This is a genomic window from Ruegeria sp. BG7, assembly GCF_056535685.1.
The window spans coordinates 2,215,053-2,230,665 of the sequence record NZ_JBQFIU010000001.1; the positions used below are offsets into that span (position 1 = coordinate 2,215,053).

The 15,613-nt window shown below is 56.2% G+C and carries 14 protein-coding genes; 6 read left to right on the top strand and 8 right to left on the bottom strand.

From position 1 onward, the window contains the following. Positions 1 to 64 precede the first annotated feature (64 nt). The 3 genes from ACR3EH_RS10975 (at position 65) to ACR3EH_RS10985 (ending at position 2,681) form a co-directional block, all read left to right on the top strand. Positions 65 to 1,294 (top strand): class I SAM-dependent RNA methyltransferase, encoded by a 1,230-nt coding sequence (locus ACR3EH_RS10975; protein ID WP_171184627.1) that lies wholly within the window; start codon positions 65 to 67, stop codon positions 1,292 to 1,294. Positions 1,295 to 1,315: 21 nt separating this feature from the next. Next, entirely contained in the window at positions 1,316 to 2,101 is a 786-nt protein-coding gene (locus ACR3EH_RS10980) for an ion transporter (protein WP_171092859.1), read from the top strand. A 61-nt stretch (positions 2,102 to 2,162) separates the two neighbouring features. After that, positions 2,163 to 2,681: a L,D-transpeptidase family protein gene (locus tag ACR3EH_RS10985; RefSeq protein WP_171092861.1), complete on the top strand. Its 519-nt coding sequence runs from the start codon at positions 2,163 to 2,165 to the stop codon at positions 2,679 to 2,681. On the opposite strand, the gene ACR3EH_RS10990 is transcribed toward ACR3EH_RS10985, so the two are convergent. From ACR3EH_RS10990 to cysQ, 7 genes are all read right to left on the bottom strand, one after another. Beyond that, the gene (locus tag ACR3EH_RS10990) at positions 2,665 to 4,116 is read right to left on the bottom strand and encodes a nodulation protein NodH (protein WP_171184626.1); all 1,452 of its coding nucleotides are present in this window, start codon (positions 4,114 to 4,116) and stop codon (positions 2,665 to 2,667) included. The genes ACR3EH_RS10985 and ACR3EH_RS10990 overlap by 17 nt on opposite strands. Before the next feature lie 6 nt (positions 4,117 to 4,122). Then, positions 4,123 to 5,823, bottom strand: a complete 1,701-nt coding sequence (locus tag ACR3EH_RS10995) for a DUF5927 domain-containing protein (RefSeq protein WP_171675792.1) — start codon at positions 5,821 to 5,823, stop codon at positions 4,123 to 4,125. Next, complete coding sequence (locus ACR3EH_RS11000) at positions 5,820 to 6,806, bottom strand: glycosyltransferase family 2 protein (RefSeq protein ID WP_171184799.1); 987 nt, start codon at positions 6,804 to 6,806, stop codon at positions 5,820 to 5,822. Before ACR3EH_RS11000 ends, ACR3EH_RS10995 begins: the two co-directional genes overlap by 4 nt. A gap of 181 nt (positions 6,807 to 6,987) precedes the next feature. Further along, positions 6,988 to 8,034, bottom strand: coding sequence for a glycosyltransferase family 2 protein (locus ACR3EH_RS11005; RefSeq protein WP_171675794.1), 1,047 nt, complete (start codon positions 8,032 to 8,034; stop codon positions 6,988 to 6,990). A gap of 7 nt (positions 8,035 to 8,041) precedes the next feature. Beyond that, positions 8,042 to 9,025, bottom strand: a complete 984-nt coding sequence (galE, locus tag ACR3EH_RS11010; RefSeq protein WP_171092869.1) for a UDP-glucose 4-epimerase GalE — start codon at positions 9,023 to 9,025, stop codon at positions 8,042 to 8,044. 71 nt (positions 9,026 to 9,096) lie between these two features. Next, entirely contained in the window at positions 9,097 to 9,897 is an 801-nt protein-coding gene (locus ACR3EH_RS11015; RefSeq protein ID WP_171184620.1) for a 3-deoxy-manno-octulosonate cytidylyltransferase family protein, read from the bottom strand. Beyond that, positions 9,897 to 10,694, bottom strand: coding sequence for a 3'(2'),5'-bisphosphate nucleotidase CysQ (gene cysQ, locus ACR3EH_RS11020; protein ID WP_171675796.1), 798 nt, complete (start codon positions 10,692 to 10,694; stop codon positions 9,897 to 9,899). Before cysQ ends, ACR3EH_RS11015 begins: the two co-directional genes overlap by 1 nt. Before the next feature lie 121 nt (positions 10,695 to 10,815). Between cysQ and ACR3EH_RS11025 the strand changes: the two genes are divergently transcribed. Then, a complete protein-coding gene (locus ACR3EH_RS11025) occupies positions 10,816 to 11,640 on the top strand; it encodes an ABC transporter permease (RefSeq protein WP_171184616.1) in 825 nt (274 codons plus the stop codon). Here the strand turns inward: ACR3EH_RS11025 and ACR3EH_RS11030 are convergent. After that, complete coding sequence (locus ACR3EH_RS11030) at positions 11,637 to 12,239, bottom strand: alpha-ketoglutarate-dependent dioxygenase AlkB family protein (protein WP_171184614.1); 603 nt, start codon at positions 12,237 to 12,239, stop codon at positions 11,637 to 11,639. The two genes, ACR3EH_RS11025 and ACR3EH_RS11030, sit on opposite strands and share 4 nt — an antisense overlap. Positions 12,240 to 12,451: 212 nt before the next feature. Between ACR3EH_RS11030 and dnaK the strand changes: the two genes are divergently transcribed. Beyond that, positions 12,452 to 14,359, top strand: a complete 1,908-nt coding sequence (gene dnaK, locus ACR3EH_RS11035) for a molecular chaperone DnaK (protein ID WP_171092878.1) — start codon at positions 12,452 to 12,454, stop codon at positions 14,357 to 14,359. Positions 14,360 to 14,433: 74 nt separating this feature from the next. Next, positions 14,434 to 15,582, top strand: coding sequence for a molecular chaperone DnaJ (gene dnaJ / locus ACR3EH_RS11040; RefSeq protein WP_171092880.1), 1,149 nt, complete (start codon positions 14,434 to 14,436; stop codon positions 15,580 to 15,582). The last annotated feature ends 31 nt before the right edge of the window (positions 15,583 to 15,613 follow it).

Consider the following 15,613-nt stretch of genomic DNA (forward strand, 5'->3'; position numbering starts at 1 on the left):
CAATGCAAGCGCAAAGTGCCCTAAGGGGTTTTGTTGACGTGAAAGCCCGGTTATCAGGCCCCTCATGACGCAGCAATTCACAATCACAAGGCTAGGGCATCAGGGCGATGGTATTGCCGATGGTCCCATCTATGCCCCGCGCACGCTGCCCGGTGAGGTCGTAAGCGGCACTTTGACGGGTCAAGTGCTGACCGATATCCGGGTGGAAACGCCATCCGAAGATCGGGTCAAGGCGCCGTGTCGCCATTACAAAGCCTGTGGCGGGTGTCAGTTGCAGCATGCCTCTGACGCCTTTGTGGCCGATTGGAAGCTTGAAATTGTGCGCAACGCCTTGGCCGCGCAGGGTCTGGATGCACAGATGCGCCCGATCCACACGTCACCCGAACAGTCGCGCAGGCGTGCAACGGTTGCTGTAAGACGAACAAAAAAGGGCACATTGGCAGGGTTTCATGGTCGCGCGTCGGACACGATCACGGAAATCCCCGACTGCCGGTTGCTGGATCCCGAGTTGATCGCGGCCATTCCTGTGGCCGAGGCGCTGGTTGTTCTGGGCGGAAGCCGTAAGGGTGTTCTGGCGGTAACACTTACACTCTCCGAAGGGGGGTTGGATGTAGCCGTCAAAGGCGGCAAACCATTGGACGGGCCGCTGGAACTGGCGCTCGCTCAAGCGACAGAGAAACACGGATTGGCGCGGCTGAGTTGGGATGATGAAGTGATCGCCATGCGACAAGCACCGCTTCAACGTTTTGGAACGGCTGAAGTCACACCGCCACCCGGCGCCTTCCTGCAGGCAACAAAGGACGGAGAACAGGCTCTATTACAGGCTGTTTCAGAGGCCACACAGGGTGCCAAGCGCGTTGTCGATCTGTTTGCAGGTAGCGGTACGTTTTCCCTTCCATTGGCCGAAACTGCTGAGGTTCACGCTGTGGAAGGCGAGTCCGCCATGGTTCAGGCATTGGATCAGGGTTGGCGCAAGGCGCATGGTTTGAAGCGCGTAACGACTGAGGCCCGCGACCTGTTCCGTCGTCCATTGATGCCCGATGAGTTGAAGGCGTTTGACGCGATCGTGTTGGATCCACCCCGTGCCGGAGCCGAGGCGCAGGTGGAAGAACTGGCCAAAGCAAAGCGCCCGGTGATTGCTTACGTTTCGTGCAACCCGGTGAGCTTTGCACGGGACGCGAAAATCCTTGTTAACGCAGGCTACACCCTTGAATGGGTACAGGTCGTTGACCAATTTCGATGGTCGTCACATACGGAACTTGCTGCGCGGTTTGTCCTGAACGCCGCATCTTGACCAGACAGGAGAACGCGACACATGGGTGTCAAACAGCGCTTGCTGACCATCATCGAAGCCCCGGCTTTCGGACGTTTCATCACAGCTGTCATCATTTTCAACGCGATTCTCTTGGGGATGGAGACGTCGCCCACCCTGATGGAGGCAGCAGGACCGCTGATTGTCACGCTGGACAAGCTGTGCCTTGCGATCTTTGTCGCTGAGATCACGATGAAGCTGATTGCGACCGGGCGCAGGTTCTTTACCAGCGGTTGGAATATTTTCGACTTTCTTATCGTGGGCATCGCGCTTGTCCCCAGTGCCGGCAGTTTGTCTGTGCTGCGGGCTCTGCGAATTCTGCGGGTGTTGCGGGTAATCTCTGTTGCGCCCCGTCTACGGCGCGTGGTCGAAGGATTCATTTCGGCCCTGCCAGGGATGGCCAGTGTCTTCCTGCTGATGGCCATCCTGTTCTACATCGGTGCGGTGATCTCGACCAAGCTGTTCTCGGTGTCATTTCCCGTCTGGTTCGGTGATCTGGGCCTGTCGGCTTACACCCTGTTCCAGATCATGACGTTGGAAAGCTGGTCCATGGGCATCGTCCGCCCCGTGATGGAGGTTTATCCCTACGCATGGCTGTTTTTTGTGCCATTTATCATGGTCACGACCTTTGCCGTGGTGAACCTGCTGGTCGGTCTGATCGTGAACTCGATGCAGGATGCCCATCATGCAGAAGACGAGGTTAAAACCGACGCCTATCGTGATGAGGTGCTGGAACGGCTGGAAAATATCGAACGTCGCCTGACCGAGCAGATAAACAGCAAAAAGTGATTTCCGTTTCTGAAGGTTTTTGGCATATTAATCTCCAAAAAACAGAGCAGGCAGTGAAAAAATGGATCGTCGAGCATTCGGATTGGGGGTGATGGCAACGCTGAGCCTTTCGGCTTGTGCCTCAGCCAGCCCAAGATTTCTGACATATAATGGGCCCGAAGTGACCTCTTTGGTGGTCAACAAGGGCGCGCGCAAACTCTATCTGCTGCATCATGAGCAGGTATTGCGTGAATATGAAGTTGATTTGGGCTTTGCGCCACGCGGAACAAAGACCAAGAAAGGCGATGGTCGAACGCCCGAGGGCAGCTATCTGATCGATCGCCGGAATCCCCGCAGCCGTTATCATTTGTCGCTGGGCATCTCGTACCCCAACTCTCAGGATGTCGCGCAGGCCAAGGCAGCGGGCGTTGATCCGGGGGGCGATATTTTCATCCACGGCCAGCCCAATCTTCGGTCCGAGTTCAAGCGTGCTCGCAAAACGCCGGATTGGACGGCGGGATGCATCGCGGTCAAGAATGACGAGATGGAAGAGATCTATGCCATGGTGAACAAAGGTACGCTTATCACCTTGCGCCCTTAGTGGCGTCCGGCGCCCAGGCACCAAACCCAAACACTTCATAGTCGCGCTGGTAGACCTCTGCTGCCAGCGCCTCAAGCTCTGCGTCGTAAATCTGGCTCAACGTAAATGGCACATCGGGTGCGCATGGGCCCGGCTCGGGCGGGTTCGAAAGTCCAACTTCGCGTGCCAGTGCGGGAAGTGCTGTTGCCAACTCGTCCTCTCGCAGGATCAGGTCCGGCAAAAGGAAACTGGCAATCCCGTCCAAAACCCGGGATTGGCTGCACCACGTCCCATCAACGCGGATTGGTGTCTGACCGTTCAGGTTGAGGCGCAAGAAGCCCAGAAAAGCCGCAAATGCATCGCGGTGCTGCTCGACCGAATAATTCGTGTCCCGCACCTGTCCGGGGATTGGCATCTTGAGCCGATTGCGAAGATAGTTTCGCACCATTTTATAACTGCCCGGTCCTGTGCTCAGGATGTGTTGGCAAAATGCCGTATGCGCCCGTGCCAGCGGGTGTCGCAGGACGGCGAACTTTCGATGACCGGGATGATCCTTCAGCCAGGTTCGGATTTGTTTTCTGTTTCGATCGGTGATCAAATCGTCGTCCTCGCTGCCATCCAAATCGGCCAACCATTGGCTTAAAACAGGCTCTAATCCGTTGCGAATGGGCAAATACATCAGGGCTGATTTTGACGCTGCGATGTATTGCGGTACGGCGGCCCCACGTTGCGGCTCAAAGCCCTTGGTCTCATGCAATCCAAAGCGGTCGACATCCCTCAAAGCTTGGGTCATTTCTTCGGGGTTGGTGACTTTTGAAACCGCAGGGGCCGGGTTTTGTGGTTTCAGCGTATCATCCAGCCGGGTCAAACGCGCTTTTACCCCCAGCCATGCCGCCAGACCGTTTAGAACGTCCAACTCGGTCAGATCATCATAGGTGATGAAAAACGCGTTCTGACCCGTCTTCTGCAAATGTCGCCTCAGCATGTGCTGGTGGCTTTGGATCTGATCCAGATAGTCCGCGAATTCTTGCGTATCAAAAGCAATCTCGGCCTCGACGCGCCGTTTGACGTTTTTAAGCAACCATTGCTGGGTTGCCCGCGCGATTTTCAGCGAAAGGTAACTGTCCAGAGGGTTGCGTGTCAGAATGATCTTGGCGCAGCGAGGGTCATTCAGGACCGGTTTCAGGATGCGTGGGTCATGTTCTTGGAAATATCGGAACCCGTTGATGTCACCGGGGGCCGAGCGAATGGCCTTGAGCAACTTTGCCGGATCCGCGTCACGGTCTCCCAACGACAGGCCCAGCAGAGTTTCAGATTTCAGATTACCGGCAAAATGTGGATTAAAGGCCTCACCATGGCAGGTCACGCCGTCCAGCGCGTTCAGGTTTGCCTCTAGCAAATTCGATCCTGTGCGCATGGCCGCCAGTACGACGAAGTAATCATAGTTGGCTGCCATCGACCGTCACTGCACCAGATAGGGTTTGCGGAAAGGTTTTGTTTGCCGACCAAACACATCGTCGGATGGGAAATCTCCCGTTAGATAAGGATGCATGCCCTGGTTCTTGAGGTTTTGCAGGAACTTTCCGAACCCGGACAAGTCAACCATGGTGGGCACTTCTGTCAGGTGGCTGGCCTGATTTGCACCGATCTCGTCCAGGATCGTCTGCAACGGATCCATCGGCGATTCAATGAAATCAGCCAAAGTCCAGTTGCGCATACGGGCTTTGGTCCAGACCGAGGTCATCACCTCAAGCTGTTTGGTTTCAATCTGCTGCAACCGCGCGGCTTCACATCGGATTTCCGAAAAGTTCAGGTTTGACCGAAACAGTGGAATTGCCCACGCCCCAGTGATAATCGAAATCTGAGCATTCTTGTCACGTGCGAGAAGCCAGTTGATTTCCTGTGTGTCCCGAGGGCTGAACTGAAAACACTGCCGTTCACCCCGCGTGTTCCAGATCAAACTAGACAGGAAAGCTGTGGGGTTATAGTCGCGCAACGATGCGCAATCGCTTAGGGCCCCGTTTGTTATGGTTTCGCCCTGTGCAAATTCGGCCCGGTCGGGTCCAAACAGATGGCCATGGACCTTTGTGCCTGTGGCCGTTGCTAGCCAGGTTTCGAAATCCTCAAACAATTCAGAAAAACCCTGAAACACGGAATAGGGCGAAGATGTCAGGCCGTTTTCGCTGCCATGTCGTGGAAAGCGGCTTTGCATATACAGTCCGTCGCGCCCACGTGTTCGTCTTTCAACGGCTTTCGAGAATATGCGATCAATCTTGCCGGGGTTGGGTTCTGCCGGTTTCATAGCGCTGGTCTGGTCCGTCAGAAACGCCTGATACAACCGCTCTGCCTGAGGCCAGATTTTGCGGGCGACAAAGCAATCCGAGCGTCGCAACAATTGGAGGTGGTCGTCGTAGAAAATATGCGGGCGGCCCTGATAGTCGAACTTGGAAAGGGTTAAGGACCGGCTTTCTATATGTGTGGAATACTGCCGGGCCAGGGTTTGGAAATAGCTTTCGTCCGGGATCCAAACATGACGGAAATACAGGTCATACTGCTTGCGCTTGGGGTCCTGAAGAATAGCCGACAGCGTTTGGCGGGTAAGGCACCACCACTGGCTGCCCATATGTGGCACCAACCCGTCGGGAATGCGCCTGCGATACCCCACCGCACGTTGCAGCCTGACGTAAGCGTCAAAAAGCTTGCGTTGTTTGCGCCAGGAAAACGGGAACCTCAGGGTAAATCGCTCATGGTCCAGCCCTCCAATCGTCCAGCTGACGTCGGATGTTGTCGCGCTCTCGATAAAATCAACACGGGGTCGGTCGGCCAGGTAATCGATCAGTTCCTGAACGGGCCGCAACGGCAGGCAGGCCCCTGAGGACAGAAACACATGCCGTACGTCTGGGAATTGGTCCAGCATCACCTCGGATGCGCTTTGTGAGGCGGCAACGATGCCCCATCCCCCCCAATCGCACTTGTGGCGTTCAGAAAACACAATCTTGGGATCGTTCGAGCAGGACGCTTTAAAGCGCGTATAGACACCGTCGGCTACTTTGCGGTCCACATGGATCACGACCGGGCATCCTGCGGCCGTCCAGTGACGCGCCACCTGTTCCGCTCGGTCCAGCGAAGTATGGACCAACATGACGATGCCCAGACCGCTCATGCCCAGTTTCCCTTGGACATCAGGCCCAGAATCTCAAGTTGCCTCCAGTTTATGTATGCCTCGGACCATTCGCACCAGAAAACCGGCTTTTCCTCTAGCTGCGCAGCGTAGGCTTTGTATTCACCCGAACCGCGATAATGCTGACCACGTTCCAGTTCCTCGCGTGCCTTGTCGCCAAGGGTGTTGATCAGTTTGGCATGAAGCAGGGACCCGCTGGCTTTTTCTCCGCCCCATTCGTCATAAACCTGGTTCAATCCACGGGGTAAAAGTGAATGTGTCGAGCTGACATAGACATACCGCCGATCCCATTTGACCAAGGGAATCTTGTTCAACGCCGGAGCCTTGGATGGGTTTTCTCGGAAAAACACGCGCGCCCTGGGGCCACCTTGAATCCAAAGGTTTTTGTAATCCGGGTTTTTGGTGATCATGTAGTTCCCGGGATCGAACCAACGCGCGATTTCGAACGGGTCCTGACCTTCTCGGTAGGGTTCGGCATCGACAGGACCTTCAGGGTACATGTCGATCAACATGGTTCCAAAACTGCGCACGGCGCTGCCATCCAGCCAATCCGTCAAGGCACGGATCGGGCGGGTATCGCAATACGGATAGATGAAGAACTCGTCTGGATCGACGGTCAGAACCCAATGACCATGGGCGTATTTGCGCAGGATATAGTTTGACCAGTCCAGACCATATCCCGCGCGTTTGTAACTGGTTGTTGTCCGCCAAACCGACACGTCGGCCTGTTCTTTCAGGAACTCAAAGCTTCCGTCATCGCTGTTGTTGTCGACGAACAGAAAGTGGTCGATGCCAAGCTTGCGGTAATATTCCAGAAAAAAGGGCAGGCGGATTTTTTCGTTGCGGATAACGCTCATCAACAGGATGTCGTCGCGCCGAATTGCTGATGTGTTGACGCTGGCAGGTTTGAGTTCACGGCGTCGCCTGAGGCAACGCAAAATACGGCGCTTGCGCCGCAATCTCATTTTGTAGGACTCAAACAGGCTCACGTGACTGCCCAACCCTTTTTATAACGCGAGCTTTCCCCGACCTCGTCTTTGTTGGTGGCACGACAAGGCATTACCGGTTTATGCCACTTTTGCATCTTCTGAGGCAACAATTTAGAACCCAGTAAAGGTAAACGTGTCGTTGACCGATGCGTTTTCATTACCGGACCCAGCCTTGATCTGACATTAGCCCCAATCCTTGCAACTGTGCCCAGCCAGTGTATTGCACCGATTGTGGTGTCCACATGACCGGTTGATTAAGGATGCCGTCATAATACGCGCCGAATTGGTTCGGATCATGAAAGTGCTGGCGTCGTCGCTTTTCGGATCTGGACTTTTCAACAACCCCGGGCAGGAATTTCGTGTGAAGCAACACCCCAGAAGGCGCCGAACCGCCCGGCCCGTCATACGCGTTGTTCAGGTGGCGCGGCAGGGCGGAATGGCATGAGTTCACATATGCATAGCGTCGCGACCAGCGCATCAGGGGGAGTTTGTTCAGTGTCGGTGACCGTTGCCGGGTCGTGCTGAAAAACATCCGTTCCCGAACCCCACCCTGAACCCAAAGATTGCCCATCGGGCTTTGCCTTTGAGCGCGATAGGGGCCGGCATCGAACCAACACAGCAGATTTGTTGGGTCGGTATCTGGATCATAGGTGTCACGGCCCAACGGACCTTTGGGATAGAGGTCCAGCATCAACGCGCCAAAACCCACCCGGCCTTGTTGGTCCAACCAGGCCGTCAAATCCTGCAGGGGTCGGGTATCGCACTGGGAATAAACCAACAGTTCATCCGCATCGACCATCAGACACCAGTGATTGTGCCCATATCGCATCTGAAGCCAGGTCAGCCAATCCAGTCCAAACCGAGATCCCCGATAACTGGAGTAGGTTTGCCAGACAGATACATCTGGTTGATCCAGCAAAAGCTCAGTTGAACCGTCATCGCTGCCGTTGTCCACGATCAAAAAATGACGCACACCCAATTGACGATAGTGACGAAAGAACCAGGGCAGGCGGGTAATCTCGTTGCGCAAGGTGATAAAGGCCAGCACATCGCCCGCGTTGATTTCGCGGGTCTGATCTTTCAGGCACGCCAATTGGTGCCGACTGCGCAAGGACCGCCACAGCAGCCGACGACGTTTCCAACGCAGCAGATACTTTTGCCGCCAACTGATCAGGGGCAGGTTCTGCAGGGAGTCGGAGGTCACGGACGGCTCATTTTTCGTAATGTCCGTTCTGATGCCAGCGCCAGGCGTCCGCTATCATCGTCTCCAACGTTGAACGTTTTGGCGTCCATCCCAGTTCGGTTTCAGCCCGTACAGAGCCCGAGACCAGCTTGGTGCAATCGCCCGCCCGACGCGGCCCGGTTGAATAGGGCACGGGGCGATTTGTGACGGATTTGGATTGCTCGATCACCTCAAGCACGGAAAATCCCGATCCGGTGCCCAGGTTGAAGACACGGCTTTCCTTGCCCTGTTCCAGCCAGTCCAATCCCAGCACATGCGCGTCGACCAGATCGCAGACATGTACATAGTCGCGGATACATGTGCCGTCGGGGGTGTCGTAATCGGTGCCAAAGACGGTCAGGCCCTCACGCTTTCCGTCAATTGCATCCAGCATCAGGGGGATCAGGTGGGTCTCGGGTCGGTGGAATTCGCCCACCTCTCCTTCCGGGTCTGCCCCGGCGACATTGAAATAGCGAAAGATGACATGGCGCAGGCCGTGGGCCGCTTCGAAATCATTCAGAATGTCCTCGATTGCGCGTTTTGAGGCACCATAGGCGTTCAGAGGATACTGCGCAGTGGATTCATCCAGAACCACGTTGTCATGCTCGCCATAGGTGGCGCATGTGGATGAGAACACGAAATCCAGGCACCCGGCTGCAACCGCAGCTTCGATCAAGGTCAACGAACCCGTGACGTTGTTTGACCAATACAGCCCGGGCTGGCGCATTGCGTCACCCACTTGGCTGAGGGCCGCAAAGTGCATTACCGCGGCTGGTTTGTGTTTGGCAAACACCTGATCCAGACGGTCCCGGTCCAGCAGGTCGCCTTGCTCAAACGGTCCGTATTTCACCGCATCCTGCCAACCTGTGACCAGGTTGTCGTAGGTCACCGGGACGTAGCCTGCCTTCGCCAGCGCCTTGCACGCGTGCGAGCCGATATACCCGGCGCCGCCAGTTACGAGGATAGTTGTCATTTTGCGTCCTTTGGAACCAAATTGCTTGTATAAAAGATGTGGGGGCCGCCGGATGTCATGGGGAAAATCGGTTACTCCAGCCCCATCGCCGCCATCATCTCTTCAATTTTGGGCACGTCCTGCGGGTTGTTCAACTCCCAGAACTGGCGGCCTTTGGCTTCGACCTCGACACATAGGACCTTGCGGCCGTTCTCCATGAACCTGAGTTGCTCCAGCCCTTCCAGTTGTTCCAGCGGGCCAGTGGGCCAGCCTGGATATGCCGCAAGCGCATCGGGCCGATAAGCATATACACCCACGTGATGAAACACTGGGGTCGGTTCGTCGCCCGCATAGGTCTGGGATGTAAACGGCACGACTTCTTTCGAGAAATACATCGCACTGTGATCGCGCCCGAATACGGCCGTTGTCCCACCAACACGGTCATGCTTACGGTCGTTCAGCAGACTGTTCAACGCGTCGCCGTCGCAGCGCAGAACGGGTGTCGCAACACCGGCATCTGGTGCGGCGCGCAAACCTGCGATCAGGTCTTCGACAAACCAATGCGGCGTCAGAGGTGCATCTCCTTGCAGGTTGACCACGATTTCATGCCCACCGCCCAGAACTTCATGCGCTTCGGCACAACGTTCGGTGCCATTCTGACAATTCTCAGAGGTCATGACCACTTCGGCTCCAAACCCCTCCGAGACCTCGCGGATACGGTCGTCGTCCGTTGCAACGACCACCCGATCAACGCCCGACACAGACTTGGCCGCACGCCAGGACCGTTCGATCAACGTCATAGCCGTACCTGTGGCACCAGATAGCGGCACCAATGGTTTGCCCGGATAGCGGGTCGAAGCGTATCGGGCAGGGATGGCAATCAGAACAGACATCAGGCTTCCTTCAGCTCAACACCCGGAGCGTAGGCGATAAAAAACGGGTTGGCATATCCTTCTTTGCCATAGAGCAGCGGCGAATGGTCGTCAAAACGCACAACCCGGCCACCGGCGCCAGCCAAAACCGCGTGGCCCGCTGCGGTGTCCCATTCCATTGTGCGCCCAACGCGCGGGTAGACATCCGCCTCACCTGTCGCCACCAGGCAGAACTTGAGAGACGACCCGGCGCTTTTGCTGTCCTTGGTCTGGTATTTGTTGATGTAGTCCTCGGTCGCCTGATCCCTGTGGGATTTCGAAGCCACCACAAAAAGTGCAGAATTGTCCGGTTTAGAGACTGATATTTCAGTCAGCACACCGGGTGTGTCCTTGTCAAACGCGCCTGTTTCCTCGACCGACCGGCCGTCAGCTTGCGTATAGAACATACGCCCCCGTGCTGGCGCATACACCACGCCACGCGTTGGCGTGCCATTTTCAACCAGCGCAATGTTGACGGTAAAATCACCACGGCGGTTGATGAATTCCTTGGTGCCATCCAGTGGATCCACAATCAGAAAAGTATCGCCTTTTTCCGAGTGTGACGCGGCCTGCTCTTCAGTAACCAGCAGGATGTCTGGGAAAGCTGCGCGCAAACCGGCGGAGATCAATGCGTCCGCAGCCTCATCCGCTTCGGTTACCGGGCTGGAGTCCGATTTGACTTTGACATCAAAATCATCCGCCGCATAGATCTCCATGATCTTGTCACCTGCTTCTAGGGCCAGACGTCGGATGACCGGGATAAGCGCGTCGTAAGTCACAAAAATGCTCCGTTCCTGTGGTTTGTTGATCCAAACTCATGACCGACTTATGATGCGGCGGTTACGGAACGGCAAGATATTCATGCCAGATTGAGGGCGGCGAGGCAGGAAAGACCTTCGAGTGTATTACTTCAAGCGTAATCAATCGCTGCTGGGCGGCGCGTTTACAACTGCTGAACTGGTGTTCCATGCAGTCGTCAGGAACGTACGCTCGCAACATCCGAATGCGGTGATCGCAATTCTGATGAACATCGTGCAGCTGGTTGTGATGTGCATGGTGTTCTACCTGCTCATAACGCTGATGGGCCGGGGTGGCATTGCCAAGATCAGGGGTGAATTCCTGCTGTATATCTTGTCCGGCGTCTTTCCATTCATGATCCACATACAGTCGATTGGGGCAATCTCGGGGGTTGGTGCTGCCAACAACCCAATGACGCTGCATTCACCAATGAACGTAATGGTTCTGATCTTATCGGCCGCTTTCAGCACTCTGTACAAGCAGGTGATGGCGATGTTCGTCCTTCTGTTCATATACAGTGTCGCGGTCGCTCCGTTAGAGATTGAGAACCCTGGTGGCGCCTTTGGTATGGTGCTGCTGGCGTGGTTTACGGGGTGCGCGATCGGACTTGTGTTCATGGCCATCAAGCCCTGGTTCCCGAAAACTGTTTCCATGCTGACGAATATTTATCGGCGGATGAATATGATTTTCTCGGGAAAGATGTTTGTCGCAAACACTATGGGTGGTTGGTTGTTGATGATGTTTGCGTGGAATCCGCTTTTCCACATCATCGATCAATGTCGCGGCTTCATTTTCCGCAACTACTTCACCCGTAATACCAGTTGGGAGTACGCGGTGTGGGTTGGGATCGCCCTTTTGATGATCGGATTGATGGGTGAGTTCTTTACGCGCCAGCATGTTTCGCAAAGCTGGAACGCCCGCCGTTAACGCGCCACCCGCAATGTCAGATTGATCCGCCCGCCCTTGGGCAATAAGCGCGACGATCCGAACCTGATCCGGTCCACCCCGTGATATGCCAACCGTGCGGGCCCACCCATAACGACCACATCCCCCGAGCTCAGCCAGATCGACTCGGTCTTGCCGCCGCGGGTCGTGTTGCCAATGCGAAACAGGGCGTCATCGCCCAGAGAAACTGACAACACGGGCCAGGAAAAATCAGCCTCGTCCTTGTCCTGATGCAGGCCCATCTTTGCGCCTTCGCCATAGTAATTGACCAAACAGCAATCCGGTTCACGTTCCGTACTGACCAAGTCATGCCAGATACCCAAAATACTGTCGGGAATGCCGGGCCAAACTCCGCCCTTGGGATGCTGTTCCTGATAGCGATAGCCTGCCTTGTCTGTCACCCAACCCAAATCCCCGGCCGATGTCATACGCACCGACATTTCTTTGCCCGAAGGCGTAACGGGGCGAAACAAGGGTGCCGCTTTCAGAATCGGTCGCAAATCGGCAATGACCTGCGTCTGAGCGGCAGGATCCAGATAGCCTTTTCTGATATCGAACCCACGCAAAACCAGCCGCGCCATTCCGGAAACCCCAATCCTTTCCAAATCCTTGCCAAAAAAGGCCACAGATTCCCGAAAACCTGCCTTTTACGGTGCTTGCAGGCCCTTGGTCTGGCCCTTATATACGCCGGGACGCGCGATGGTAGTGCTGTCGCGCACATCAGATCGGGGACAGGATGCCGTAACGGGTCCGGTTCTCGGGACATCGCCTTGAAGAGAAAGGGATTGCAAAAATGGGAAAAGTAATCGGGATTGACCTCGGTACCACCAACTCGTGTGTGGCCATCATGGACGGCTCGCAGCCGAAGGTCATCGAAAACGCTGAAGGGGCGCGGACCACGCCCTCGATCGTCGCCTTCACCGAAGATGAGCGACTGGTCGGTCAGCCTGCAAAACGTCAGGCGGTCACCAACCCCGACAACACGATCTTTGGCGTCAAGCGTCTGATCGGTCGTCGCGTGGATGATGCTGAAGTCGAAAAAGACAAGAAAATGGTGCCGTATGCCATTGTTGATGGCGGCAACGGCGACGCGTGGGTCGAAGCCCGCGGCGAAAAATACTCTCCAAGCCAGATCTCGGCCTTCACTCTGGGTAAGATGAAGGAAACGGCTGAAAGCTATCTGGGTGAGGAAGTCACGCAAGCGGTCATCACCGTACCGGCCTACTTCAACGACGCACAACGTCAGGCCACCAAAGACGCCGGTAAAATCGCTGGTCTGGAAGTGCTGCGGATCATCAACGAACCGACAGCGGCTGCTCTGGCCTATGGTCTGGACAAGGAAGAAACCCAAACCATCGCGGTGTATGACCTTGGTGGTGGTACCTTCGACGTGACCATCCTGGAAATCGATGACGGCCTGTTCGAGGTGAAGTCGACCAACGGTGACACCTTCCTGGGTGGTGAAGACTTTGACATGCGCATCGTCAACTACCTGGCGGATGAGTTCAAAAAGGAACACGGCGTCGATCTGTCCCAAGACAAGATGGCGCTGCAGCGTCTGAAAGAAGCTGCTGAAAAAGCCAAGATCGAACTGTCGTCGACCTCGCAGACCGAAATCAACCAGCCGTTCATCTCGATGGGTTCGAACGGTCAGCCGCTGCACATGGTCATGAAACTGACCCGTGCCAAGTTGGAATCGCTGGTTGCGGACCTGATCAAGAAGTCGATGAAGCCTTGCGCCGCTGCTCTTAAAGACGCCGGCCTGTCGGCTGCTGACGTTGACGAAGTTGTTCTGGTCGGTGGTATGACCCGGATGCCGAAAGTGATCGAAGAGGTCACCAAGTTCTTCGGTAAAGAGCCGCACAAGGGTGTGAACCCGGACGAAGTGGTTGCCATGGGCGCCGCCATTCAGGCCGGTGTTCTGCAAGGCGACGTCAAAGACGTTGTTCTGCTGGACGTGACCCCGCTGTCGCTGGGCATCGAGACGCTGGGTGGCGTGTTCACCCGCCTGATCGACCGCAACACGACGATCCCGACCAAGAAGTCTCAGGTCTTCTCGACCGCCGAGGACAACCAGAATGCCGTGACCATCCGCGTGTTCCAGGGTGAGCGTGAAATGGCTGCGGACAACAAGATCCTGGGTCAGTTCAACCTCGAAGACATCCCACCGGCACCGCGCGGTATGCCTCAGATCGAGGTGACGTTTGACATCGACGCCAACGGTATTGTCTCGGTTTCGGCCAAAGACAAAGGCACCGGCAAAGAGCAGAAGATCACCATCCAGGCTTCGGGCGGTCTGTCCGACGAGGATATCGAAAAGATGGTCAAGGACGCCGAAGAGAACGCGGAAGCCGACAAGGAACGCCGCGAGCTGGTCGACGCAAAGAACCAGGCGGAAAGCCTCATCCACTCGACCGAGAAGTCGATGGAAGAGCATTCCGACAAGGTCGACCCGACCACCATCGAAGCCATCGAGCTGGCGATTGCCGCACTGAAGGACGAGTTGGAAACCGAGAATGCCGACAAGATCAAGTCGGGCATCCAGAACGTCACCGAAGCGGCCATGAAGCTGGGCGAAGCCATCTACAAGGCGCAAGCCGAAGAGGGCGAAGATGAGCCTGCCGCCGCAGATGCCGCACCGGGCGATGATGACATTGTCGACGCCGAGTTCGAAGATCTGGACGACGACAAGCGTAAGTAACGGGTAACCGGGCCAATCTGGGCCGGTCCGCTCGCCGGGCCGGCCCGATTACGTTGAGGCAGAAGGAAACACTGATGTCAAAACGCGACTATTACGATGTGCTCGGCGTAGCCAAGGGTGCATCGGCGGACGAGATCAAAAAAGGTTTTCGCAAGAAAGCCAAAGAGTTGCATCCCGACCGCAACAAAGACAACCCGGATGCCGAGGCGCAGTTCAAGGAAGCGAACGAAGCCTATGACGTGTTGAAGGACGCCGAGCGCAAGGCCGCTTATGACCGTTTTGGCCATGCCGCTTTTGAAAACGGCATGGGCGGCGGCGGGCGTCCCGGCGGCGGCTTTGGTCAGGGCGACTTTTCCAGCGCGTTCTCGGACGTTTTCGATGATCTGTTCGGCGATTTCATGGGCGGTCAACGCGGTGGTGGCGGCGGGCGTCGTGCCGCGCGCGGATCAGACCTGCGCTACAATCTGCGCGTGACGCTGGAAGAGGCGTTCTCGGGCCTGCAGAAAACCATTAACGTCCCTACCGCTGTGGCCTGTTCGTCCTGTGACGGAACCGGCGCTGAAGGTGGCGTTGAACCGACAACCTGCCCCACCTGTTCAGGCATGGGTAAGGTGCGGGCGCAACAGGGCTTCTTTACGGTCGAGCGCACCTGCCCGACATGTTCAGGGCTGGGTCAGATCATCAAGAACCCCTGCAAATCCTGCCAGGGATCAGGTCGTGTCGAAAAAGACCGTGCCTTGTCCGTCAATATCCCGGCTGGTGTTGAAACCGGAACACGGATTCGGCTGGCTGGCGAGGGCGAAGCTGGGATGCGCGGTGGTCCTCCGGGCGATCTCTATATCTTTGTCGAGGTCTCTGACCACAAGCTGTTCGAACGCGACAGCGTAAACCTCTATTGCCGGGTTCCGGTCAGCATGGCCAAGGCGGCGCTGGGCGGTTCGATCGAAGTGCCGACCATTGATGGCGGACGGGGGCGTGTCCAGATTCCGGCAGGCAGTCAGTCAGGTCGCCAAATGCGCCTGCGTGGCAAGGGTATGCCCGCGCTGCGTGGTGGTGGCGTTGGTGACATGTTCATCGAACTGGCGGTGGAAACTCCGGTCAACCTGACCAGCCGCCAGAAAGAGCTGCTGCGTGAGTTTGAGGACCTGGGCGAAGACAACCACCCGGAATCCAAAAGCTTTTTCTCTTCCGTCAAATCCTTCTGGGACGGAATGAAAGGCTGAGACTGAGGCGGCGATTGCCGCCTCTTTTACG